This window comes from Nocardiopsis sp. CNT312, assembly GCF_000515115.1.
In the GTDB taxonomy this organism is placed as follows: Bacteria; Actinomycetota; Actinomycetes; order Streptosporangiales; family Streptosporangiaceae; genus Nocardiopsis.
In genome coordinates, this window is the sequence record NZ_AZXF01000005.1 from 152,831 (window position 1) to 175,652 (window position 22,822).

Genomic DNA, 22,822 nt, shown 5'->3' on the forward strand with positions numbered 1-22,822 from the left:
GAGTGGGGCTGTGGCCCGGGCGGCGGGCCCTGGGGCTGCGGAGGCCCCGGCGAAGGTTGGGGCCCCGACGGCTGCTGCGCGGCCCCTTCGTCGGGCTGGGACTGCGAAGGGTCGAACGGAGGAGGTGAGGTCATGGAGCACCCTGCGGGGGTCGGGGGGCGGGAGGGTCTCGTACAACGAGGCCGATAAGGGAAGACATGTCCCTGCCTCGCACCATATCCGGCGCTCGTGACGATCCACGTCCCCGCCCGCGGCCAGATCCGGCCACATCGGTTTCCCCGGATCAGCCCCCCGACAGCGCCCTGCTGCGGTCGCGCGCCGCCTCGATAGCGTCGGTGAAGGCGGCGCGCACACCGTGGCGCTCCAGCTCCCTGAGCGCCGCGGCGGTGGTGCCGCCCGGCGAGGTGACGGCCTCCCGCAGCACGACGGGGTGCTCCCCGGAGTCCGTGAGCATCGCACCCGCACCGGTCATCGTCCGCTGGACCAGCCGCAGGGCGGTGGCGCGCGGCATACCCATCGCCACGCCCGCCTCCACCATGGTCTCCGCGATGAAGTAGAAGTAGGCCGGGCCGCTTCCGGAGAGCGCAGTGACGGTGTCCATGTGCTGTTCGCCGACCCGTATGACGTCGCCGACCGAGCCCAGCAGGCCCTCGGCGCGGTCCAGGTGCTCAGCTCCGGCCCCGGTGCCGCCCGCGATGGCGGTCATGCCCTTGCCCATGAGCGCGGGCGTGTTCGGCATCGCCCGTACGACGGGCACGCCGGAGGGCAGGTGCGCCTCCAGGACGGCGGTGGTCAGCCCCGCCGCCACCGAGATGACGAGGAGGTCCGGGGACACGTGCGGCGCGATGTCGTCCAGTAGGGACGGCAGGTCCTGGGGCTTGAGCGCCAGGATCAGCGTGTCCGCGCGCTTGGCCGCGTCTGCGGCCGTGACCACATCGATCCCGTAGTGGCGCCGAAGCTCCTCGGCGTGTTCCGTCCGCGGTTCGGTGACCAGGACGCGCTCCGGCCCGTGGCCCTCGGCCAGCATCCCGGCGAGAAGCGCCTCGCCCATCTTCCCAGCGCCGATGATCGCGATCATGAAGGTGTGTCCTCTCTCCGGGTCACCTCCACGCTAACGGCCCGGACGGACCGCCGCACACCGCCCGTCCCAGGCGGTGAAGACCCGGTTCAGGGGTGGCCGGGCCCCTCCGCCCCGTCCGTGTCCTCGGCCCTGCCCTCGGGGTCGACGGTGAAGTGCCGGGGCGGCGCGGCGGGCCCGCGCCGAGCCGTGGCGACGCGTTCGCGCCGGTCCGGGCACCCGGTGCCGCCAGCGGGCCCCGCGAAGTGCAGGCGGGTGAAGGCCAGGGCCTCGGCCAGTTCGCGCATGCGGGTCCGGCGATCGGGGGCCTTGCGGGTGCTCACCTCCAGGACGAGCTGGCCGTTGTAGCCGGTCGCCGCCAGGTGCTCCAGGAGTTCGGCGACGGGTTGGCGTCCGCGGCCGGGGATGAGGTGTTCGTCGAGGTTCTGGCCGCCGACCCCGTCGGCGACATGGACGTGTGAGAGCCGATCGCCAAGACGCCTGGCCATGTCCATGGCGTCGGAACCGGACATCGCCGTGTGGGAGAGGTCGAGCGTGACGTCGGCGTAGTCGCGGTCAAGAGGGTTCCAACTGGGCGCGTAGGGCACCACCTCGCGGTCGCGTACGCGCACCGGGTACATGTTCTCCACGGCGAAGACGACGTCGGTCTCCTCCTGCATGCGGGCGATGCCGGTCTCGAACCCCTTGGCGTACTCGCGCTGCCAGCGGAAGGCCGGGTGGACCACGATCGCCTTCGCCCCCAGGGCCTCGGCCATCTCCTTGGACTTGACGAGTTTGCCCCAGGGGTCGCGGCCCCACACCCGCTGAGTGAGGACCAGGCAGGGGGAGTGGACGGCGGTGACCGGCATCCTGTGGTAGTCCGAGAGACGCCGCAGGAGGTCGATGTCCTGGCTGGCGGGGTCGGAGGAGACCAGCACCTCCACACCGTCGTACCCGAGCCGCGCGGCGATCTCGAAGGCGGCCGGGGTCTTCTCCGGGTAGACCGACGCCGTCGACAGGACGACGGGCGCGTCTGGGACCTCGATAGGGCTCACGGAACCCAGAGTATGCGCTCCGCGGGCCGGAGCGCCGCCCGCGGCGGGGGGCACGGCGTGCCGTGCCCCCCGCCGCCGGCCGTGTTCAAAGCCGCACGGCTCCGCCGAGGCGGTTCATCGTCACGTCGCGCTCGCGGACGTGGTCGCCCGTCTTCGGGGCGTCGATCATCCGGCCTCCGCCAAGGTAGATGCCGACGTGGTAGACGTACCCCGAGCGGTTGGACCAGTAGAGGATGTCCCCGCGGCGGGCGCTGGAGTAGGGGATGCGGGTGCCCGACGCGGCCTGGTCGTGGGCGACCCGGGGAAGGGTGATCCCGGCCTGGCGGAAGGACCACTGGACGAGTCCGGAGCAGTCGAAGGAGCGCGGCCCGGTGCCTCCCCAGCCGTAGGGCACCCCGATCTTCGACTGCGCGGCGCCGATGACGGTCTCAGCCACCGACGAGGGCAGGGCCGGCTGGAGCCGGTCGGGCACCGCCGCGGCGAGGGCCGGGGCGGGCGCGAGCACCGCCGTCAGGAGGAGCGCGGTGGCCGCCGCGGTGGCGGCGAGCGTACGCCGACGGGGCCGTGTGGGCCGCGTGGGCGAGGCCTGCCGCCCGGGGTCGGAGGGACGGCAGGCCCGGGTTTGCTCGTGATCACACGACTGCAGCATGACGAAGGTTCTCCCCTTCGGTCGGGTGCATGGTGCTCCCCTGCGCCTCAGCGCGGAGTGCTGCAACCAACGCATCACCCTTCGTCACTTTTGGCTACGATTTCATAACCATGCGTAGCCAAAGTCGCGTATGCAAACAGTAAAACCCGGCGCACAACGCGGACATACAACTCATCGGGTAGCAAAAGTCCACCCCTGCGGACATCGGGATCATCCTCCCGAACCGGCTACGCGCGGGCCCCGGCCCCCAACTCCGCCAGGACGCGCTCGGAGACGGCAGCCATTCCCGCCTCGTTCGGGTGCACCGGTGCCGCCGCGTTCTCCGGGACCAGCCCCTCCACCCAGCGCTCGGAGGCGGGCGCACAGACGTCGTGGCCGCGTTCGAAGACGTCGACGAACACGGCTCCGGCAGCCCTCGCCTCCTCCTCCAGCATCCGGTTGAACGCGGCCTGGACCCCATCCAGGTAGGAGACGTCACCCCAGGCGATGGGTGCGGTGGGCCAGCATCCCCGGCTCTCCGGGAGGATCTGGAGGTAGCCGACACCGACGACCACGGCCCCGGGGCTGCGCTCACCGACCTCGGCGTAGACCCCCGCCACACGTCCCCGCAACGCCTCGACCCTGCGGTCGAGTTCGTCGCCGTAGCGGTCCTCGCACGGGTTCCCCAGCGGGTTGCGCAGGCTCCTCTTGGCGCACTCGGCGAACACCTCGGAGAAACCCAGGTCATTGCCGCCGATCCCGATCGTCACCAGGTCGGTGCCGGTGTCGAGCGCGTCGAACTGCGCGGGCACGTCGGCGAGTTCCGTGTACTGGGGACCGCTCAGGTCGGCGATGACCGCCCCGGAGCAGCTCGCGTCGGTGAACTCGGCGACACCCAGCGCGTCGGCCACCAGGTTCGGGTAGTTGGCCGAGGACCGCAGGCAGCGGGGATCGGCACCCGGTGCCTGCGGAGGGATCAGCGGCCCCGAGGTGAACGAGTCGCCCAGGGCCGTGTAGCTCTCGAACTCGGTCCCCTCGTCGGCGAACACCGGCGAGGAGGTCAGGCACAGGGCGGCCGAGAGCGAGACGACGACGTGGAAGGAGCGCGGGTAGCGGTTTTCGGACACGGCCGTACTGCGGTCGGTGCGGGGCACGCGGGTTCCTCTCCGAAACGGGGGACTGCGAGGGTGACGGAACGCATTCTCCCGCACGTCCTGCGTGACAAGGGTGCTGACCCGCGAGTAACTTCCCCGCTCCCCGGCCTGTCCACAGGCCGTCCCCGCCTGTCCCACCGACCGGTTAGCGTGTCGGACATGGCCAAAGCGAAGTCCACGTTCCAGTGCACCGAGTGCGGGTGGACCACCTTCAAGTGGGTGGGCCGCTGCGGGGAGTGCCAGTCCTGGGGAACCGTCGAGGAGGCAGGCGCCCCGGCCCCGGCGGCCGTCGCCGCGGCACCCGTGACCTCCCGGGCCCGCCCCATCACCGAGATCAGCGTGGAGAGCGCCGAGGCCGTGCCCACCGGTGTCGACGAACTCGACCGGGTCCTCGGCGGCGGTGCCGTCCCCGGCGGTGTGGTGCTGCTCGCGGGCGAGCCGGGGGTCGGCAAGTCGACCCTGCTGCTGGAGGTGGCCGCCGAGCGCGCCGCCCAGGGCCCGGTGCTCTACGTCACCGGCGAGGAGTCCGCGGGCCAGGTCCGGCTGCGCGCGGAGCGGCTCGGCGCGCTCTCCGACAAGCTGTTCCTCGCCGCCGAGACCTCGATCGCCTCCCTGGTCAGCCACGTCGACGCGGTCGGTCCCCGCCTGCTCATCGTCGACTCGGTCCAGACGATGGTCTCCCCCGACGTCTCCGGTGTCCCCGGCGGGGTCACCCAGGTCCGCCAAGTGACGGGGGCGCTCATCCAGATCGCCAAAGAACGCGGGATCGCCGCCGTCCTGGTGGGGCACGTCACCAAGGACGGTTCCATCGCCGGTCCGCGCCTGCTGGAACACCTGGTGGACGTGGTGCTGCACTTCGAGGGCGAGCGCCACTCACAGTTGCGCCTGCTCCGCGCCGTGAAGAACCGCTACGGGCCCACCGACGAGATCGGCTGCTTCGAACTGACCGACAGCGGTATCGTCGGCCTCCCCGACCCCAGCGGCCTCTTCCTCACCGAACGTACCGACCCCGTCCCCGGCACGTGTGTGACGGTCACGCTGGAGGGGCGTCGCCCGCTCATCACCGAGGTCCAGGCGCTGGTAGCGCCCACCCCGCTGCCCGCACCCCGCCGGGCCACGTCGGGTCTGGACACCTCGCGGGTGAACATGATCCTCGCCGTCCTGGAGAAGCGAACGGGCATGCGGCTGGCCAACATGGACGTGTACGCCTCCACCGTGGGCGGCGTGCGGCTGGGCGAGCCGGCCGTGGACCTCGCCCTGGCCCTGGCCGCCGGAAGCTCCAACAACGACGTGCCCCTGCCGCGCGGGTTCGTCGCGATCGGCGAAGTGGGGCTGGCGGGCGACATCCGGACCGTGACCGGGGTGCGGCGCCGAGTGGCGGAGGCCCAGCGCCTGGGCTTCGTCGAAGCGGTCGTCCCCAAGCACTTCGGCGACCCGGTGCCGGGCATCCGCACACACGAGGTCGAGGAGCTCTCCGAAGCGCTCGCCTGGGTGGCGCGCCGCTCCAAACGCTCCAAGGGCGACTGACCGACTCTAGCCGGGGTAGCCCCTGACCCACGCGTCACCGCGTTCGGCCGTCCCCTCCGTCTCCTGGTCCCCGGCACGGTTCCCCCCGCTCCAGAGATCGAAGACCGCGCCCTTGGCGTCCAGGAGCAGGCACAGGTTGGAGAAGTCCTGCCGGTAGTGCTCAGCCCCCCAGGCCTTGGCGGTCATGGGATCGTGGACGGCCGGGCAGAACCCGTTCCGGACGTCCACGTCGGCGATCGAGCCGAACTCCTCGATGAGCGTGCACGCACCAGCCGGGTCGGGGTGGGTGCCGCCGTCCGGGCCGCAGAACAGGGTCACCTCCTTCGTCTGGCCCGTGGCCTGCCGCTCGATCTGGATCCGGTAGGAGGTGCGCCGTTCGCTCTCGTCCGCTTGTGCGGGGGCGGAGAGTGGCAGCGCGAGAGCCGGGGCGAGGGCTCCGGCCAGGACGATTCCCCATCGCTTCACAGGTACTCCCGGAAAACTCGTGGACCAGAGCACAGAGCGTAACCGTGCCGGGGCGCGGGTCCCGGGACCCGCGCCCCGTGTCGGCGAGCCGGGAGCGCGCCGGTCCCGGCTCACGCCTTGAGTTGGAACACGAGTTCCCCGGTGCCGTCTGTGTAGTCCCCGTGCAGGTTGGCGCGGTACCAGCCCGGCCGGGTGCCGATGGCGTCACGGCAGTCGGTGAAGGAGCGCTCCCGCCCCCAGGTGAACGTGTGCTCGTAGGGCACGCCCCGGCTGATCCGCTGCTCGTCGGAGGCGGCACCCTTGCCGAGGCAGTCGGCCGTGGAGAAGATCCGGTCGTCTCCGGAATGGATGCGGATCTCCATGGCCTCGGGGCCCACGTCCACGGTGCAGGTCTGCTCCTCGGTGTTGACCACGGTGATCCGGAACCCGGGCTCCTGCCCCGATCCGTAGACCTGCCGCTCCTCCTCGAACTCGAACGTCACCACGACGTCCTGGGGCCTGCACGGGTCACCGGCCCGCTGGGGAACCGCCGGTCCGCCGGAACCCTCCCGGGGCCCCTCCCCGTCGGAGGCCCCCTCGGAATCCCCGTCACTGGAGGAGCCCTCGGAGCCCTCGGGGTCCTCCTCCCCTGCGGAGGCCTCGTCCTCGGGTTCTCCGCTTTCGTTCCCGGTGAGATCCTCGGGTGAGAGACTGGGGGAAGGGGAGACGTCCGCCGCCTCCCCCGCACCCGCCTGGGCCGTGGTGGGATCGGTCTCGTCCCCGGCCGAGGGTAGGCAGGCGACAGCGATCACCGCCAACACCAACAGGACCCCCACGAGGACGAACACACGCCTCCTCCAGTAGATCTCGCGGCTGACGGCTCCTGGATGTCCGGTACTTGACGCCATGGCCCGTAGTATTGCGGTTTCTCGGGCCGCACACCCACCCAACCCGCCGATTTCCCGTTAAAGATGAGCGATAACCCTTACAGCACCACGGTTCTGGCATGGTACGAATCCCACGCACGTGACCTGCCCTGGCGTACTCCCGACGCCTCGCCCTGGTCCGTCCTGGTCAGTGAGATCATGCTCCAACAGACACCGGTCGTCCGGGTCCTACCTGCTTGGCGCTCCTGGATGGAGCGGTGGCCCTCCCCCGCCGACCTGGCCGAAGAACCCTCCGGGGAAGCCGTGCGCATGTGGAACCGGCTCGGCTACCCCCGCCGCGCACTCCGGTTGCACGCCTGCGCGGTGGCGATCACCGAACGGTACGGCGGCGAGGTTCCGGAGGACCACGGGACCTTGCTGTCACTTCCGGGTGTGGGCGCCTACACGGCCGCGGCCGTCGCGAGCTTCGCCTTCGGTCAGAGGCACGCGATTCTGGACACCAACGTGCGCCGCGTTCTCGCCCGAGCCGAAACCGGCATCCAGTACCCACCGAAAACCCAGACCAAGGCGGAGACCGCGCTCGCCGAGTCCCTCCTTCCCACCGAACCGTCGGTGGCCGCCCGGTGGGGCGTGGCCGTCATGGAACTGGGCGCGCTCGTGTGCACCGCCCGCACCCCCGCCTGCGCGGACTGCCCGATCGCACACCAGTGCGCCTGGAAGCTGGCTGGAAAGCCCGCCCACGACGGGCCGCCCCGGCGGGGGCAGCGCTACGCCGGCACCGACCGGCAGGTGCGCGGGCGACTGCTGGCCGTGCTGCGCGAGTCCGCCGGACCGGTGCCCAAGGAGGCGCTGGACGCCGTCTGGAACGAGGGCGTCCAGCGTGAACGGGCCCTCGACGCCCTCGTGGCCGACGGGCTCGTAGACCCCCTCGACGACGGCCGCTACGCCCTCCCGGGCTGACCCCGGGAGGGTCGAGGGGCTGTCGCGCACCCCGCCGTGTGACGCCGTCGACGGCGTCACACGGCGGTTCCCTCGAAGGCCGCCCGGAAGTCCGCGGCGGTCCCACCGAAGCCTCCGGTACACGGGGCACCGGGTTCGGGCGTGTTCGGCCCCTGTTCGTGCTCCCGGAGGAAGTCCCCCAGAGCCGCCGTGTCGGGGGTGTCGAGCCGGAGCTGCACGCCCCAGGCCGACGCCGCCACCGGTACGGGCATGCCCTCCTCCACCGGGCTGACAATGACGTAGGAGCCCGGAGAGTGGAGGCCCTCCAGGAGGGTCGCCCCGGCCGCCGCCACGGCGGCGGGATCGTAGGTCACCCACACGGCCCCGTGTTCCAGGGAGTGCACGGCCGTCTCGTTCATGACGGGCTCGGTGTAGACCCCGCAGTTCTGCCAGCGGTTGTAGTGGTCGCCCCCCACCGGCGGGAACACGGCGTAGTCGACCGTGACACCGTCGGCCACGTGAGACTGGGACAGGCCCCCGTACTCGCTGACCTCGCCCGTGGAACCGTCTGCCAGGCCTCCTCCACTCCCCTCCCCGCTCAGGTGCACGAGAACCGCCGCGGTGCCGACGAGGAGCGCGACCGCCAGCACTGCGGCACCGACGATTAGGCCGACGCCGGTTCCGGCACCGACACCCTTCTTCCGGTGCGGCGAGACATAGGCGGGTGGCCCGTACCCGGGCGGTGGGACGCCCTGCGGCCCGTAGTGGAGCGGCGGCCCGTGGGGGTGCTGCGCAGGGCCGCCTTGCGGCGGTCCGACGGCCGACTGGGGCGGCAGACCGGGCCCCTGCGGTTCCTGGGGATGGCTCATCCGAGAATCCTAGAACCGGGCACCGCGTACCCGCACAGCGGAGGGGGCGCCCCTGCGGGACACCCCCTCACACGCCGTCCGGTCCGCGGAGCGGTCGGCGCCCTACTCGCCCTTGCCGGCGGCCGAGCCCTCGACCGCGGGCGTGTCCGGAACCTCCGCGGGCTTGGGCACGCCCTTGAAGGTGAACTTGGCGTCGGTGCCCTCCCCCTCGGCGTCGATCACCACGATCTGGCCCGACTTGAGGTCGCCGAACAGGATCTTCTCGGACAGTTGGTCCTCGATCTCCCGCTGGATCGTGCGGCGCAGCGGCCGCGCTCCCAGCACCGGGTCGAACCCGCGCTCGGACAGCACCTTCTTGGCGGCGGGGCGCAGCTCGATCCCCATGTCCTTCTCCTTGAGGCGGCTGTCCAGGCTCGTGATCATCAGGTCCACGATCTGGAAGATCTCCGACTCGGTGAGCTGGTGGAAGACGATGACGTCGTCCACACGGTTGAGGAACTCCGGCCGGAAGTTCTGCTTGAGCTCCTCGTTGACCTTGGCCTTCATCCGCTCGTAGTTGGTCTGGGCGTCGTCCTCCTTGGCGAAGCCCATCGCCACGCCCTTGGAGATGTCCCGGGTGCCCAGGTTGGTGGTCATGATGATGACCGTGTTCTTGAAGTCGACGTTGCGACCCTGGGCATCGGTGAGACGGCCTTCTTCCAGCACCTGGAGGAGCGAGTTGAAGATGTCGTTGTGGGCCTTCTCGATCTCGTCGAACAGCACCACCGAGAACGGCTTGCGCCGCACCTTCTCGGTGAGCTGGCCGCCCTCCTCGTAGCCCACGTATCCGGGCGGGGAGCCGAAGAGCCGGGAGACGGTGTGCTTCTCCATGAACTCGCTCATGTCCAACTGGATGAGCGCGTCCTCGTCCCCGAACAGGAACTCGGCCAGCGTCTTGGACAGCTCGGTCTTACCCACACCGGACGGGCCGGCGAAGATGAACGAACCACCGGGACGCTTGGGGTCCTTCAGACCCGCACGGGTGCGGCGGATCGCCTGTGAGAGCGCCTTGATGGCGTCCTCCTGGCCGATGACCCGCCGGTGCAGCTCGTCCTCCATACGCAGCAGCCGGGAGCTCTCGGCCTCGGTGAGCTTGAAGACCGGGATGCCGGTGGAGGCTGCCAGGACCTCGGCGATGAGCTCCTCGTCGACCTCGGCCACGACGTCCATGTCGCCGGCCTTCCACTCCTTCTCCCGCTGCGCCTTCTTGTTCAGCAACTGCTTCTCGTCATCGCGCAGGGACGCGGCCTTCTCGAAGTCCTGCGCGTCGATCGCGGACTCCTTCTCCCGGCGCACGTCGGCGATCTTCTCGTCGAACTCGCGCAGGTCCGGCGGAGCGGTCATCCGGCGGATGCGCATCCGGGAGCCGGCCTCGTCGATGAGGTCGATCGCCTTGTCCGGCAGGAACCGGTCGCTGATGTAGCGGTCGGCCAACTGCGCGGCGGCCACCAGGGCGCTGTCGGTGATCGACACGCGGTGGTGGGCCTCGTAGCGGTCGCGCAGCCCCTTGAGGATCTCGATGGCGTGCTTGGTGGTCGGCTCGTCCACCTGGATCGGCTGGAAGCGGCGCTCCAGCGCGGCGTCCTTCTCCAGGTACTTGCGGTACTCGTCGAGCGTGGTCGCACCGATGGTCTGCAGCTCACCCCGGGCCAGCATGGGCTTGAGGATGGAGGCGGCGTCTATGGCACCCTCGGCTGCGCCCGCACCGACCAGCGTGTGCAACTCGTCGATGAACAGGATGATGTCCCCGCGTGTGCGGATCTCCTTGAGCACCTTCTTCAGGCGTTCCTCGAAGTCACCGCGGTAGCGGCTGCCCGCGACCAGTGCGCCCAGGTCGAGGGTGTAGAGCTGCTTGTCCTTGAGCGTCTCGGGGATCTCCCCCTTGACGATCTTCTGTGCCAGGCCCTCGACGACCGCCGTCTTACCGACGCCGGGCTCACCGATGAGCACCGGGTTGTTCTTGGTCCGCCGGGAGAGCACCTGCATCACGCGCTCGATCTCCTTGTCCCGGCCGATGACCGGGTCGAGCTTGCTCTCCCGGGCGGCCTGGGTCAGGTTGCGACCGAACTGGTCCAGCACCAGCGACGTGGACGGGGTGGACTCTGTGGACGCCCCGGTGGCCTGGGGCTCCTTGCCCTGGTACCCGTGCAGCAGCTGGATGACCTGCTGGCGGACACGGTTCAGGTCGGCACCGAGCTTGACCAGGACCTGGGCGGCCACGCCCTCGCCCTCGCGGATCAGGCCGAGCAGGATGTGCTCCGTACCGATGTAGTTGTGGCCGAGTTGCAGCGCCTCGCGCAGCGACAGCTCCAGGACCTTCTTGGCGCGCGGGGTGAAGGGGATGTGCCCCGAAGGCGCCTGCTGCCCCTGGCCGATGATCTCCTCGACCTGCTGCCGAACCGCTTCGAGGCTGATACCAAGACTCTCCAGGGCCTTGGCGGCGACACCCTCACCCTCGTGGATGAGGCCGAGCAGGATGTGCTCCGTACCGATGTAGTTGTGGTTGAGCATCCTGGCCTCTTCCTGGGCCAGGACAACCACTCGCCGCGCGCGGTCGGTAAACCTCTCGAACATGTCTCGTCGCTCCTCTACAGAGCGGTCAGGCAGGGACGGTACTCGCCGACCCAACTTTTCCGCATATCGGCCCCACAGGGATAACCGCCCCGGGGAGCACTGCCGCACCCGTCCTGCCGGGCGGCTGGCTGCCGACCGGCCGGACACCTCTCCGACCGGTCGGCCGCAGCCGTCCGTGCCAGAGACTTTCCCCGACGATAGGGCGTTCACCCAACATCCAACTACTAATCAGGGCGCTAGATTTCCCTGTACGCCGAAGGCGAACGGTCCAAGGCTCCCATCCATCACAGGAGCCCCGGACCGCACCTGTGCAAGCCCGGAAATCGGCTCTGAGCGAACACGCGGATGTGGAGTTGTGAACGGGCCGACATAGGGCCGCGGAAGGGGAGGCACGGTTCCGCCCAGAAACACGGGGCGGAAGGGAGGGCCTCCGCGAGAACGGGGACCGCGAGGCCGTACCGGACCCTCTCGACGACGGCACACCCCCCGCCGCCACGCGATCATGCGCGCGGCGTTCTCCACCCGCCGCCCCGAGCGCCAGGCACCCTCTCGCCGGGCCCCTCACTATGAGTTCCGATGCACTCCCGGCTATCCCCTCATATCCCCGCGTCACACGGACTCCCGGCGTTCCGAGGGTCCGAGGACTTCAGGTTCGGGTCGGCCCACCGAAGACGGCGGCCTTCATCAGATCAAGAACTCACAACATTTCGGCTAACCCGGACTCCGTCGGTGTACTAGCCCTTGACTGCCTCATATTCGGCAACGATCTTCGCCGGGATGCGGCCACGCTCATTGACGGGCTTGCCGGCCGCCTTGGCCCACGCCCGAATCTCGGCGCTGCGCTCACGGCTGGGCGCATTCCGACTTCCCTTGCGGGCGGTACCGCGCGGTGACTTGGCCGGAGCCTTACGGGCGGCGTCGACGAAGGGTGTAAGGGCCTCACGAAGCTTGGCGGCATTACCCGCGCTGAGGTCGATTTCGTACACGGAGCCGTCCAGACCGAACGTCACCGTCTCCTCGGCCTCGCCGCCGTCGAGGTCATCGACCAGGAAAACCTGGACCTTCTGTGCCATGGATTCAAACCTTTCGGAAGAGCGGTGCCTTCGCACCTGAATATAAAGCTATCTCGCGAGTGCGCAAAAGACAATTCCTCGGCGCGCCAGTAATCGGCCTTCCGGTCACCGGAGGGTTTCGGAGGGGGATCGGCCGCCGGAAGCGGGCGGCGATCACCGGCGGTGGCGGCCCGATCGGCCCCTGGGCGCCCGACTCGGCGAGTACCGTATCAACGGCTGTCGGATTCGGCGGTGTTCCCGCTCCCGACAATCGGCGTACCGTCCACCGTCGCGGCACCAGAGCCGCCGGAGGCGTTCACGTCGCCCTTCGCCTCGGCTGCGTTATCCGAGACCCGACTTCCGTCCATCCTGCGCGGCGCCATCTCACGGCGCAGCAGCTTGATGACGAAGGCGGAGAAGACGGACGCGACGACCACCGGGGGGATCAGCGCGGACAATACGTCGATCAACCCGGCGGGAACCACGGACGAGATGAGGTCACCCATCGAAGCGGCCACCCTTCCTGCTTGTCACTTATTGCAGTAAATAACCGACTCAGGGTCGGGTCCGGCTCCCAGGGAGGCCGCTGAGTCGGCGTGCAAACGTATACCCGGCTTCACCATCGCGTGCCGGTGGTTCGGCCCGGGGCCCGTGGCCGCCCCCGAATCCCTGCCGGCGTGTTCGGATCCTCCGCTGCTCTCCAGCCATGGTCCGCACAGCGAACCCGAATCGCGACCCCTGGTAGCTGCCCGTCCGAACTCGATCCGGCGACTCCACATTACCCCGCTTGTTGCACCGGCATACCGCGCGGTGCGTATAACCGCGTCACTCGGCGTACCCGAACACTCGCGCCGACACACGAGGTATCGGGAACTCCGGCCCAAGACGGTCCGAAAGCCTTTAGGCAAGGCGCTTCAGGGACCGTCGTCCAGGTGCACGAGCATCCGCGTGTTCCCGAGGGTGTTGGGCTTAACCCTCTCCAGATCCAGGAATTCGGCGACACCCTCGTCGTAGGAGCGGAGGAGTTCCTCGTACACCCGGGCCGACACCGGGGTTCCTTGGATAGGGGCAAAGCCATGTTTGGCGAAGAATCCGGTCTCGAATGTCAGACAGAACACACGGCGGACCCCCAACTCACGCGCTGTGTCGAGCAACTCGGTCACGATTCGGTGACCGACCCCGAATCCGCGCAAAGAGGGGTCGACCGCGACGGTGCGCACCTCAGCGAGGTCCTCCCAGAGGACGTGCAGGGCACCGCATCCCACGACCCGTGGAGCCGGCCCGCCCTCCGTCGCAGCCGCCGACGGGTCCGGTGGCAGCGCGTCGGCCTCCGTCTCGGCCACCCAGAACTCCTGGACGTCCTCGTAGAGGTTGACCGTGCTCTTGGAGAGCACACGGCGATCGACCGTGTACGTGTCGACGAGACGGCGGATATGGAATACGTCGCGCGTTCTGGCTCGACGCACTCGGACATGGCGAACGGACATAGCCGCACCAGACTACGCCTCACCGGGTCCACGCACCCACCGGAACACCTTCCGGTGGGTGCGGTCCGCCCGCCCAGACCGGGTGGGCCCCACGCGGGACCCCGGCGGCCCGGGGCTCCGCGGTTCAGATCAGGTGGCGGCGGGCCGCCCACACGACCGCCTCGATGGACGTGTTCACCCCGAGCACGTCGCAGATGTTGCGGATACGGCGACGCAGAGTCCGGGCACTGAGTTCGAGGTGCCGTGCGGCCACCTCGGTGGTGACACCGGTGGCGATCTCCGCGAGCAGCTCCAGGTCCTCGCGGTCCAGTTCGGGCGGGGCGTAGACGCCGTTGAGCGCCGCGTCACGCGAGCCGCCCTGCAAGGGGACCACACCCGGCCGGTGCTCCCGCTCCTGTAGAACGTCCTGGTCCTCGACGTCGCGTCGTGCGAGTACGGCCTGTTCCACTCCGTCCTCCCTCATCCATGTGAGTGCGGAACAACCTCCTCACCTGGGCGGACCGGATGCCCCAAAGGGCGCGAACCCCGTCTGCCGCCGTCGGCCCCCTCTGGCACAGGGGGCGGGGCAGGGGCACACGAGTCGCACGCACCGGCTCCTGGCGGCCCGGGACGGTCAGGCCGCGGCGAGGAGTGCGCGTACGTACGGGATTCTCAGACCGCGGTGCGGCCTCCCTCGTTCGCTGTCGGATCCGATCCACTTCGATGATCACGGACCAAGGTCCGCATGTGCACGCTAGGCGTCGGCACGGATACCGTCAAGACCTGGCAAATCACCATGTGTAGCAACCGAGCCCTCTTCGGTGGCCGAGGGGATGCAGGGAACCGACCTGCGGCGCACCACCCTGCGTCGACCACCCACTTCACACGCTAGTGACCTGGGAAACACCCCCGCACGGGAAACGCAACAGTATCGCCAGAGATATCCCGGTGGGGCGGCGCGTTCGGACCGGTTCGCTCGGTGACGGACCCGGCACAGTGTCGGACGCCACACTCCGGAAGGCGCGCGGGGGCGCCGCGTCGGCACGCGGCGCCCCCGCCCGGCCGTTCGGGCCGTTAGTCTCCCCGAGACCCGTCCCGGATCACTCGTCCTTGACGATCGGAAAGAGGACGGTCTCCCGGATGTTCTTTCCGGTGAAGGCCATCAGAAGCCGGTCGATACCGACCCCCACCCCGCCCGACGGCGGCATACCGTACTCCAGGGCGCGGAGGAAGTCCTCGTCCAACTGCATGGCCTCCGGGTCGCCCTCGGCCGCCATCAGCGACTGCTCGGTGAGGCGGCGGCGCTGCTCCACAGGGTCCACCAGTTCCGAGTATCCCGTGCCCAGCTCCATACCGAAGCCGATCAGGTCCCACTTCTCGGTCAGCAGCGGGTCCTCGCGGTGCTGGCGGGTGAGCGGGCTCGTCTCCAGCGGGAAGTCCCTGACGAACGTGGGCTGGACGAGGGTGTGCTCCACCAGCTCCTCGAAGAGGTGCTCGGCCAGCTTGCCCGGCCCCCAGCCCCGGTCGAACTCGATGCCCCGCTTCTCGGCCAGGCGTCGGAGCTCCTCCGCCGGGGTACGCGGGGTGACCTCGGTGCCCAGCGCCTCGGACACGGTGCCGTAGAGGGTGACCTGCGGCCACTCCCCCGACAGGTCGAAGCTCTGGCCGTCGCGCTCGATCACCGTGGTGCCGAACACGGCCCGCGCCGCGTCCTGGATGAGCTCTCGGGTGATGTTCGCCATGACGTTGTAGTCAGCGTAGGCCTGGTAGAACTCCAGCATCGTGAACTCGGGGTTGTGCGTAGAGTCTGCGCCCTCGTTGCGGAAGTTGCGGTTGATCTCGAAGACCTTTTCCAGACCGCCGACCACGAGCCGCTTGAGCGACAGTTCCGGGGCGATCCGCAGGTACAGGTCCATGTCGTAGGCGTTGATGTGCGTGGTGAAGGGGCGGGCCGTCGCCCCGCCGTGCACCCGCATCAGCATCGGGGTCTCGACCTCGACGAAGTCCCGGGTGTTGAGCCCGTCGCGGATCGCGCGGACCGCCGCCGACCGGCGGCGCACCATCTGCTGGGACTCGGGGTTGACGATGAGGTCGAGGTAGCGCTGGCGCACCCGTGCCTCGGGGTCGGTGAGGCCCTTGTGCTTCTCCGGGAGCGGGCGCAGGCACTTGGCGGTCAGCGTCCAGGAGGTGACCATGACGGACAGTTCGCCGCGGCGGGAGGTGACGACCTCGCCCTCCACCCCGACGTGGTCGCCGAGGTCGATGTCGGCCTTCCAGGCGTCCAGGCGCTCCTTGCCGACCCGGTCCAGGGAGAGCATGACCTGGAGGTCCCCGGTCTCGTCGCGCAGGGTGGCGAAGCACAGCTTGCCGCCGGTGCGATAGAGCATCACCCGGCCGGCGATGCCGACCTTGTCACCGGTGTGGGTGTCCGGCTCCAGCCCCTGGTGTTTCTCTCGCACGGCACCGGTCGACGTGGTCCGCGGGAAGGTCACGGGGAAGGGGTCGGTGCCCTCCTCCCGGAGACGGTCCAGCTTCTGGCGCCGGACCCGCATCTGTTCGGGCAGGTCGTCGTAGGTGTCGTCGTGCGCGTGATTCACGGCCCCGATCCTACTCTCCTCCCGGTACCCGAATGTCGCCGTCCACGGGCGGGTGCCGGTGGCCGGCACCCGCCCGCGCCCCCGGAGCGGTGGACGCCATGTGCTCGGACCCTTGCCTTCCGTGGCAGGTGCGTCCTGGGTGTATGAGTCGCGCAAATATTGACATCGACAACTAACTGGTCACATCGGTCATGCAGAAGTACGGCCTGCGCACCAAACCGGAAGCCGTGGACTTCGGGCTGCACCACGTGGCCGGGACGGGACGCCGCTACGAACTGATGGAAGAACTCGAAGGAAGCCGCCTCTGGGAGAGCGATCTGGACGAGAGGCGCCGTTCAGGCTTCGAGGACCTACAGGCACACGGACAAGACCTACCTCCTCGACACCTCCGCCTGGCTCGAATACACCGGGGGCACGGGGTCGGAGACCCACCTGTTCGTCAAGGAACTACGCGACACCCGACAGGACGTGGCGACCACCGACCCCGTCATGTGCGATCCCCTCTCCGGTGCCAGGTCCGAGAACGCGTTCTTCCGACTGGACGCGATGCTCCAGGCACAGAGCCCACTGACGGTGGAGCCCACGTTCGACTTCCGCGAAGCCGCGACCATCTACAGGACAGCCCGGTCCAAGGGCAAGGCGATCAGAGAGCACACGGACTGCCTCATCGCCGCCGTCGCGCTGCGCACGGACGCGGTCCTCCTCCACAGCCACCGGGACTTCGACCACCTGGCCGAGGTCTTCCCCCGGCTGCGGGTACAGCGGCACAGCCAGGAGTAGGACCCCTGTCGCCGGGGACGGACACGCCGCCCCCGGCCGCGGCGTCAGGCCACGTTGCGCTCGAAGACCAGGCGCAGCCCCGCCAGTGTCAGCCACGGGTCGTGCACGTCCACGGTCTCGCACTCCCCCACCACCACCGGGGCCAGGCCGCCGGTGGCGACCACGGTGACGTCGTCCGGGGCGTCGGTGAGCTCGGTGACCATGCGGTCCACGATCCCGTCCACCTGTCCCGCGAACCCGAACACGATCCCCGAGCGCAGGGCCTCGGTGGTGTTCTTGGCGATCGCCGCGCGCGGCTTGACGATCTCCACCATGTGCAGCTGCGCGCCGCGGCGGGAGAGGGCGTCCACCGAGATGTCGATCCCCGGGGCGATCGCTCCCCCGACGTACTCCCCCTTCACACTGACCGCGTCGAACGTGGTCGCGGTGCCGAAGTCGACCACGACGGCCGGACCCCCGTAGAGGTGTTTGACGGCCAGCGCGTTGATGATCCGGTCACTGCCCACCTCCTTGGGGTTGTCCATCCTGATCGGCACCCCGGTCCGGACCCCCGGTTCGACGATCACGGCGGGCACGTCTCCGAAGTGGCGCCGGAACATGTCGCGCATCTCGTGCTGCACCGACGGCACCGAGCAGCACATCGAGAGACCGTCGACGTCCCCTCGGCCGCCCATCGCACTGCCGTCGATAAGTCCGCGCAGCACCACCGCCCATTCGTCGGCGGTGCGGCGCCGATCGGTACCCACCCGCCACTGTTCGACGAGGTCATCGCCTTGGAAAAGACCGAACACCGTCTCGGAGTTGCCGACGTCGATCGCGAGCAGCATGCTGGGGACCCTCATCCATGGTCGGAACGCTTATCTCAGGGCATCTTGCACCAACAGGGGCAGTCACGACAGGTCGAGAGCGATATCCAATGCCGGACTGGAATGTGTGAGGGCTCCCACGGCCAGATAGTTCACACCCGTCTCGGCCACCTCCCGCGCGACGTCGAGCGTCAGCCCGCCGGAGGACTCCAGCCGGGCGCGGCCGCCGACCAGGGTGACGGCCTCCCGCAGTTGCTCCACGGTGAAGTTGTCCAGGAGGATCTCCCCAGCGCCGGCCCCGATGGCGTCCTCGATCTGGTCGATCCGGTCCACTTCGACCTCCAGCGGCAGGTCGGGGAAGCGCTCACGGATGGCGCGCACCGCGGCGCCGACGCCGCCGGCGGCGACCACGTGGTTGTCCTTGATCAGCCCCGCGTCGCTGAGGCCGTAGCGGTGGTTGGCACCGCCCCCGCAGCGGACGGCGTACTTCTCCAGGGCGCGCAGTCCGGGTGTGGTCTTGCGGCTGTCCCTGATCCGGGCCCCGGTCCCCTCCACCGCGTCCACCCACGCACGGGTGGCGGTGGCAATACCGGACATGTGGGTGAGCAGGTTGAGCGCGGTCCGCTCCGCGGTGAGCAGGTCCCGGGTCCTGGCGGTGACGGACATGAGCACGTCCCCGCGCGCGACCGCGTCGCCGTCGCCGGCCCGGCGGGCGACCTCCAAGGCGCCGGAGCAGACGAGCCAGAAGACGAGTTCGGCGAGGGGCAGACCGCTCACGGTGCCGTCCGCTCGGGCCACGACGTGGGCCGTGCGCACCTGGTCCTCGGGGATGGTGGCCACGGTGGTGACGTCGATGCGCGGCCCTGCGGTGAGGTCCTCGGACAGGGCGCGCCGGACCAGGTCCACGTGGGACCGGTGCGGGGCGGTGCAGGAAAGGGTGAACTCGGCGCGCGCGTCCGGCTCGGCCCCTCCCCCCTCGGCCGCCAGGGGGAACGCGATCGCGTCCAGTTCGGTGACGAGTGCGCTCGGCAGGGACGGGGTCCATTCCTCGTCGGTGGTCACGGGCGTGTTCCCTTCCAGACGCAGGACACTCCTCCGCGCGCGCAGCGCGGGGACGGGAGCGGGGCGGTCGGCACGCTGGTGCGAACCCCGGCTCTCGGTGCGGTGCAGTGCCGCGGCGGCCACGAGCCGCGCCACGGTGAGCAGATTGGTCGCCTCCCACGAGGCGGTGTCGGGGTCCGCGCCCCCGCCCGCCCGTGCCAGGGCGTCGAGGTCGGCGGTCAGTTCGGCCAGCCCCTCACCGGTGCGCAGCACCCCGGCGTGCCGGGACATGAGTGCGCGCATCCGCGAGGTCCCCGCGGGGTCGGCCAGCGGCAGGGCCGCGCCGCTGGCGAGCCCCTCGTCCGGGACGGGCCGCCACCGCTCCGCGAGGCGGGCCGCGATCCGGTCGGCGTACACCAACCCCTCCAGAAGGGAGTTGGAGGCCAGGCGGTTGGCCCCGTGCACACCGGTGCGCGCCACCTCGCCGACGGCCCAGAGGCCGACGACCCCGGTGGCCCCGTCGATGTCGACCTCGACCCCGCCGGAGGCGTAGTGCGCCGCGGGTGAGACCGGGATCGGCTCGGTGACCGGGTCGATGCCGTGCGCGCGGCAGGAGGCCAGGATGGTGGGGAAGCGCCGCTCCCACCGGGTCCGGCCGAAGTGGCGCGCGTCCAGGTGGACGTGGTCGGTCCCGGCCGCGGCCATGGTTCGGGCGATAGCCGTGGCGACCACGTCCCGGGGGGCGAGGTCGGCCAGGTCGTGGACCCCCTTCATGATCCGGTTGCCGTCGCCGTCCACCAGGTAGGCGCCCTCGCCGCGCACGGCCTCGGAGACCAGGGGCTGTCGTCCCCGGGCGTCGGGACCCAGCCAGAGGACAGTGGGGTGGAACTGGATGAACTCCAGGTCACGCAGGCGAGCCCCGGCGCGGGCTGCGAGGGCGAGGCCGTCACCGGTGGAGACCGGCGGGTTGGTGGTGGCGGCGAAGACCTGCCCCAGCCCGCCGGTGGCCAGGACGACGGCGGGTGCCAGGACCGCACCGACGCCGTCGCGCGTCCCCTCGCCCATGACGTGGAGGGTGGCACCGCACACCGCTCCGCTGCCGGGGTCGCGCAGGGCGTCGAGGGCGAGGGCGTGTTCGATCACCTCGATCCGCTCCTCGGCCAGGACAGCTGCTTGGAGGGCCCGCTGGATCTCGGCGCCGGTGGCGTCCCCTCCGGCGTGGGCGACCCGGTCGGCGCGGTGGCCCCCCTCGCGGGTGAGGGCTAGTTCGCCACGGTCCGTGCGGTCGAAGTCGGCTCCCAGGCCGATGAGCCAGCGCAGCGCGCCGGGGCCCTCGTTGGCCAGGACGTGCACGGCGTGGGGGTCGCACAGCCCGGCCCCCGCGATGTGGGTGTCCACCATGTGCGCCACGGGGTCGTCCCCGGGGGCCATCGCGGCGGCGATACCGCCCTGGGCGTAGGAGGTGGAGCCGGTGGAGAGGCGGTCCTTGGTGACGAGGACGACACGTCCGCGCTCGGTGCGCTGGACGTAGCGCAGGGCGGTGCTCAGACCGGCCACACCCGAACCGATGACGGCGACATCGGCACCAACAGTCCACGAGGGCTCGGGGGCGTGCATCCGGGTCTGTCCAGTTGTGCTCATCTGTTCTCCCCTTCAGGAGAGCTGCCGGGGTCCGCAGCCGCCAGGCGCACGGTCACGTTGTCGATGAGCCGGGTGCGCCCCACGCGTGCGGCGACGGCCAGGCAGGCCGGCCCCCTGTGGTCGGCACCGACCTCGTCGAAGGTGGCCGTGTCCACGAGCGCGAGGTAGTCGAGCACGATCGGCGGGGTCGCCCGCGCGGCTCTGTCGAGGACGGCGCGAGCGGCGGCGCGGACGGCGTCCGGTCCCCGGTCCGCGGCGGCGCGTCCGGCCGAGAGCGCCCGAGGCAAGGCGAGGGCGCTCTCCCGCTCCCGCGCGGAGAGGTAGGCGTTGCGGCTGGAGGCCGCCAGCCCGTCGGGGTCGCGCAGAAGGGGCGCGCCGACGATCCGTACCGGGAGGTTCAGGTCGGCCGTCATACGGCGGATGAGGGCGATCTGCTGGGCGTCCTTCTCCCCGAAGACGGCGAGGTCGGGGCGGACCAGGTGGAAGAGCTTGGCGACCACGGTGAGCACTCCGGTGAAATGCCCCGGCCGGGAGGTGCCTTCGAGGCGTTCGCCCATGGTGCCCGCGTCGACGGTGACCATCTGTTCACGCGGGTACATGGTGGCGGTGTCGGGGGCGAAGACGACCTCCACCCCTTCCTCGGCGCACTGGCGCACGTCCCCTGGCAGGTCACGCGGGTAGCGGTCGAGGTCCTCGCCCGGACCGAACTGGAGCGGGTTGACGAAGACGCTGGCCACCACGGTGTCGGCCTCGGCGCGAGCCAGGCGCATGAGGCTGCGGTGGCCCTCGTGTAGTGCGCCCATGGTGGGGACCAGTGCCACACGGCCGGCTCCGGCGAGCGCGGAGCGCAGTTCCCCGGGCGTGCGTGCGACATCGGGCCCGCTCGTAGCGGGTGTCCTGGTCGTGGTCATCTCGTTCTCTCCCGTGCGGGCCTTGCCGGTGCTCCCTGGGGTCCGCGGGGCGGTACCCGTGTCGTCCGGTCCTTCGGATCCGTGCGGGTGCTCAGCGCCGGAGGACGTCGAGCAGCCGCGCGGCGTCCTCGGGTTTGAGCATCCCGGCGTTGAGGGCGCGGTCCGCGGTGAGCCGAGCCAGTTCGACATAGCTGGCGACGCTCTCCGGGGCGTTCTCGCGCAGTTGCTCGATGTGTCCGGCGACGGTTCCGGCGTCGCCGCGCAGGACCGGTCCGCTCAGGCCGTGGATGCCCAGGCGCAGCGCGTTGTCAAGGGCGGCGCTGAGCATGGGGGCGAGCATCCGGCCCGGTTCGGGCACCCCGGCGGCGGAGAGCAGGGAGGCGCTCTCGGAGACGAGGGTGACCAGGTGGTTGGCGCCTCCGGCCAGGGCCGCGTGGTAGAGGGTGCGCTTGTCCTCGGCGATCCACACGGGCTCGGCCCCCATCTCCACGACGAGGGCCTCGGCGATGGGGCGCAGTGGGTCGGGTGCGGTGACGCCGAAGGCGCAGTTCGGGAGGCGTTCGATGTCCTCGTCGCGGCCGGTGAAGGTCATGGCCGGGTGCAGGGCCAGGGGCAGAGCTCCGACAAGCGTGGCGGGGGCGAGGATGCCGTGGCCGTGGGCGCCGCTGGCGTGGACGAGGAGGGTGCCGCGCAGGTGGGTGCCGGTGGCTGCGAGGCCCTCGACGAGGTCGGGCAGCGCGTCGTCGGGGACGGTCAGGAGAACGAGGTCGCTGGCGGCCACGACCTGGGGGGCTTCGAGGACGCGCGCGGTCGGCAAGCGGGAGACGACGTTGGCCCTGGAGGAGTCGGAGACCGCGGTGGTGGCGACGACCTCGTGCCCGGCGCGGCCCAGTGCTTGGGCGAGGACGGAGCCGACCCGGCCAGGACCGATGACACCGACCCGAAGCCGCGCCGGTCGGCCCTGCGTCGTCTCCATGTGCCGTGCCCCTCCGTGCTCTCGCCCGCGTCGGCGCCCCGCGGCCTTCCGTGGCGCCTGAGCACACGATAGCCGTCCCGGTGCGACGGGCCGCCGGTCGGCCCCGCTCCGGGCCCGCGCGGTGACCTGTACCGATCGCGGCTCCGGGCCCGCGGGCGCTCCGTGGAACGGCGCCCCGGGGCGCTTGCCCACCCAAGCGCCCCGGGCGTGTACACCGGGTCACGGGGGTCGGGGTTCCGGTCTCGGTTTCGGAGGCACTTACGGACACAGGGAAGGGTGCCGCTCCGCTGGTCGCGGAACGGCACCCCCAGGCTTGGTGCTGCGGACCCGTTCGGGGCGGATCGGCCGGGCGTCTCCCCCGCCGGACCCCTCCCACGGG

20 protein-coding genes are annotated in these 22,822 nt (G+C 70.5%); 3 read left to right on the forward strand and 17 right to left on the reverse strand.

From position 1 onward, the window contains the following. Positions 1-283: 283 nt before the first annotated feature. From proC to B042_RS0100850, 4 genes are all read right to left on the reverse strand, one after another. Positions 284-1,078, reverse strand: a complete 795-nt coding sequence (proC, locus tag B042_RS0100835; RefSeq protein WP_028646623.1) for a pyrroline-5-carboxylate reductase — start codon at positions 1,076-1,078, stop codon at positions 284-286. 89 nt (positions 1,079-1,167) lie between these two features. Next, positions 1,168-2,112, reverse strand: coding sequence for a sugar phosphate isomerase/epimerase (locus tag B042_RS0100840; protein WP_028646624.1), 945 nt, complete (start codon positions 2,110-2,112; stop codon positions 1,168-1,170). 85 nt (positions 2,113-2,197) lie between these two features. Next, positions 2,198-2,761 carry a C40 family peptidase gene (locus B042_RS0100845; protein WP_028646625.1) on the reverse strand — a complete coding sequence of 188 codons (564 nt, stop codon included), beginning with the start codon at positions 2,759-2,761 and terminating at the stop codon, positions 2,198-2,200. Between the two features lie 227 nt (positions 2,762-2,988). After that, the gene (locus tag B042_RS0100850) at positions 2,989-3,894 is read right to left on the reverse strand and encodes an SGNH/GDSL hydrolase family protein (RefSeq protein ID WP_028646626.1); all 906 of its coding nucleotides are present in this window, start codon (positions 3,892-3,894) and stop codon (positions 2,989-2,991) included. Between the two features lie 159 nt (positions 3,895-4,053). Here B042_RS0100850 and radA point away from each other — a divergent pair, with 159 nt between their 5' ends. Further along, on the forward strand, positions 4,054-5,421 hold the full coding sequence (gene radA, locus B042_RS0100855; RefSeq protein ID WP_028646627.1) for a DNA repair protein RadA: 1,368 nt from the start codon (positions 4,054-4,056) through the stop codon (positions 5,419-5,421). Positions 5,422-5,427: 6 nt separating this feature from the next. On the opposite strand, the gene B042_RS21545 is transcribed toward radA, so the two are convergent. Further along, positions 5,428-5,886 (reverse strand): SSI family serine proteinase inhibitor, encoded by a 459-nt coding sequence (locus B042_RS21545; protein WP_051415372.1) that lies wholly within the window; start codon positions 5,884-5,886, stop codon positions 5,428-5,430. A 110-nt stretch (positions 5,887-5,996) separates the two neighbouring features. Further along, positions 5,997-6,773, reverse strand: a complete 777-nt coding sequence (locus B042_RS0100865; protein WP_036553514.1) for a hypothetical protein — start codon at positions 6,771-6,773, stop codon at positions 5,997-5,999. Positions 6,774-6,836: 63 nt separating this feature from the next. Here B042_RS0100865 and B042_RS0100870 point away from each other — a divergent pair, with 63 nt between their 5' ends. Beyond that, entirely contained in the window at positions 6,837-7,712 is an 876-nt protein-coding gene (locus B042_RS0100870) for an A/G-specific adenine glycosylase (protein WP_028646629.1), read from the forward strand. Positions 7,713-7,768: 56 nt separating this feature from the next. Here the strand turns inward: B042_RS0100870 and B042_RS0100875 are convergent, their stop codons facing one another. From B042_RS0100875 to lysX, 7 genes are all read right to left on the reverse strand, one after another. Continuing rightward, positions 7,769-8,560 (reverse strand): DUF3105 domain-containing protein, encoded by a 792-nt coding sequence (locus tag B042_RS0100875; protein ID WP_197024140.1) that lies wholly within the window; start codon positions 8,558-8,560, stop codon positions 7,769-7,771. 102 nt (positions 8,561-8,662) lie between these two features. Continuing rightward, the gene (locus B042_RS0100880; RefSeq protein WP_081748527.1) at positions 8,663-11,173 is read right to left on the reverse strand and encodes an ATP-dependent Clp protease ATP-binding subunit; all 2,511 of its coding nucleotides are present in this window, start codon (positions 11,171-11,173) and stop codon (positions 8,663-8,665) included. A gap of 734 nt (positions 11,174-11,907) precedes the next feature. Beyond that, positions 11,908-12,246: an Lsr2 family protein gene (locus B042_RS0100885; protein ID WP_028646632.1), complete on the reverse strand. Its 339-nt coding sequence runs from the start codon at positions 12,244-12,246 to the stop codon at positions 11,908-11,910. 209 nt (positions 12,247-12,455) lie between these two features. Beyond that, positions 12,456-12,731 (reverse strand): hypothetical protein, encoded by a 276-nt coding sequence (locus B042_RS0100890; RefSeq protein WP_028646633.1) that lies wholly within the window; start codon positions 12,729-12,731, stop codon positions 12,456-12,458. A 408-nt stretch (positions 12,732-13,139) separates the two neighbouring features. Beyond that, positions 13,140-13,712 carry an amino-acid N-acetyltransferase gene (locus tag B042_RS0100895; protein WP_028646634.1) on the reverse strand — a complete coding sequence of 191 codons (573 nt, stop codon included), beginning with the start codon at positions 13,710-13,712 and terminating at the stop codon, positions 13,140-13,142. Positions 13,713-13,836: 124 nt separating this feature from the next. Further along, entirely contained in the window at positions 13,837-14,160 is a 324-nt protein-coding gene (locus B042_RS0100900; protein ID WP_028646635.1) for a LuxR C-terminal-related transcriptional regulator, read from the reverse strand. A 631-nt stretch (positions 14,161-14,791) separates the two neighbouring features. Further along, on the reverse strand, positions 14,792-16,288 hold the full coding sequence (lysX, locus tag B042_RS0100905; RefSeq protein ID WP_028646636.1) for a bifunctional lysylphosphatidylglycerol synthetase/lysine--tRNA ligase LysX: 1,497 nt from the start codon (positions 16,286-16,288) through the stop codon (positions 14,792-14,794). Between the two features lie 315 nt (positions 16,289-16,603). Here lysX and B042_RS21550 point away from each other — a divergent pair, with 315 nt between their 5' ends. Continuing rightward, positions 16,604-17,068 (forward strand): PIN domain nuclease, encoded by a 465-nt coding sequence (locus B042_RS21550; protein WP_051415373.1) that lies wholly within the window; start codon positions 16,604-16,606, stop codon positions 17,066-17,068. A 44-nt stretch (positions 17,069-17,112) separates the two neighbouring features. Here B042_RS21550 and B042_RS0100915 read toward each other — a convergent pair whose 3' ends face one another. From B042_RS0100915 to B042_RS0100930, 4 genes are all read right to left on the reverse strand, one after another. Further along, positions 17,113-17,895 carry a type III pantothenate kinase gene (locus tag B042_RS0100915; RefSeq protein ID WP_028646637.1) on the reverse strand — a complete coding sequence of 261 codons (783 nt, stop codon included), beginning with the start codon at positions 17,893-17,895 and terminating at the stop codon, positions 17,113-17,115. Between the two features lie 63 nt (positions 17,896-17,958). Beyond that, a complete protein-coding gene (locus tag B042_RS0100920) occupies positions 17,959-20,556 on the reverse strand; it encodes an L-aspartate oxidase (RefSeq protein WP_028646638.1) in 2,598 nt (865 codons plus the stop codon). Next, positions 20,553-21,467 (reverse strand): pantoate--beta-alanine ligase, encoded by a 915-nt coding sequence (gene panC, locus B042_RS0100925; RefSeq protein WP_028646639.1) that lies wholly within the window; start codon positions 21,465-21,467, stop codon positions 20,553-20,555. Before panC ends, B042_RS0100920 begins: the two co-directional genes overlap by 4 nt. Before the next feature lie 91 nt (positions 21,468-21,558). Continuing rightward, positions 21,559-22,443, reverse strand: coding sequence for a Rossmann-like and DUF2520 domain-containing protein (locus B042_RS0100930; protein ID WP_028646640.1), 885 nt, complete (start codon positions 22,441-22,443; stop codon positions 21,559-21,561). Positions 22,444-22,822 lie beyond the last annotated feature (379 nt).